Annotated in this window: 1 protein-coding gene; it reads left to right on the top strand. The window is 54.3% G+C overall.

The features are described from left to right. Positions 1 to 311: hypothetical protein (locus P0G09_RS17570; protein ID WP_342760558.1), on the top strand; the 311-nt coding region annotated here is incomplete at both ends.

The following is a 311-nucleotide window of genomic DNA, read 5'->3' on the forward strand; positions in this document are numbered from 1 at the left end:
GTCAAACCCTCGGAAATCCAGCAGGACATGGTGAAATCCCTGAGCGAACGTGCTGCTGAGGTGCATAGCGGTGCGGTTGACCCCTCGGTGGACAATATGCTGAAGATCACCTCGGACGGACGTAAAACCGGCCTTGACCAGCGGCTGATGAATCCGCTCACCCCGGATGACCCGGACAGCAAGCTGAATGCCTGCGTCGACAATGTTCTGCGTATCTGGAACGAAACCAAAGAGGATAATCTGACGCAGCTGATTTTCTGCGATATGTCCACGCCCAAGGGAGACGGCTCGTTCAATGTCTACGATGATAT

The sequence above is a fragment of the Faecalibacterium sp. DFI.5.82 genome (assembly GCF_029076575.1).
GTDB classification, from domain to species: domain Bacteria; phylum Bacillota; class Clostridia; order Oscillospirales; family Ruminococcaceae; genus Faecalibacterium; species Faecalibacterium duncaniae.